Below are 519 nucleotides of genomic sequence, written 5' to 3'. Positions count from 1 at the left end.
GAACGTCACCCGCCCCAACGACGAGCGTCAGAACAAGGCCCTGCACGGCCTGTCCCGCACGCTGGTGGCGAACATGATCACCGGCGTGACCCAGGGTTACGTGAAGAAGCTCGAGATCAGCGGTGTCGGTTACCGCGTTGTCGCCAAGGGTTCGAACCTGGAGTTCTCCCTCGGCTACAGCCACCCGATCACGGTCGAGGCCCCCGAGGGCATCACCTTCAAGGTGGAGACCCCGACCCGGTTCTCGGTCGAGGGCATCGACAAGCAGAAGGTCGGCGAGGTTGCGGCCAACATCCGCAAGCTGCGCAAGCCCGACCCGTACAAGGCCAAGGGCGTCAAGTACGAGGGCGAAGTCATCCGCCGCAAGGTCGGAAAGGCGGGTAAGTAAGCCATGGCATACGGGCAGAAGATCCTCAAGGGCGACGCGTACAAGCGTGCTGCTATCAAGCGCCGTCACATCCGGATCCGCAAGAAGGTCGCCGGCACCGCCGAGCGTCCTCGCCTGGTCGTGACCCGTTC

At 64.0% G+C, this 519-nt stretch carries 2 protein-coding genes; both read left to right on the top strand.

The window, feature by feature from the left end; translation table 11 throughout:
- The coding region (gene rplF, locus LPA54_RS36475; RefSeq protein ID WP_228984799.1) for a 50S ribosomal protein L6 at nucleotides 1-388 on the top strand (388 nt) is incomplete at its 5' end.
- Between the two features lie 3 nt (nucleotides 389-391).
- Nucleotides 392-519, top strand: a 128-nt coding sequence (locus tag LPA54_RS36470) for a 50S ribosomal protein L18 (protein ID WP_306806607.1), incomplete at its 3' end; no start/stop codon positions are given.

Source organism: Streptomyces sp. DH12, assembly GCF_020873895.1.
In the GTDB taxonomy this organism is placed as follows: domain Bacteria; phylum Actinomycetota; class Actinomycetes; order Streptomycetales; family Streptomycetaceae; genus Streptomyces.
This window is presented reverse-complemented; position numbering and strand designations above follow the sequence as displayed.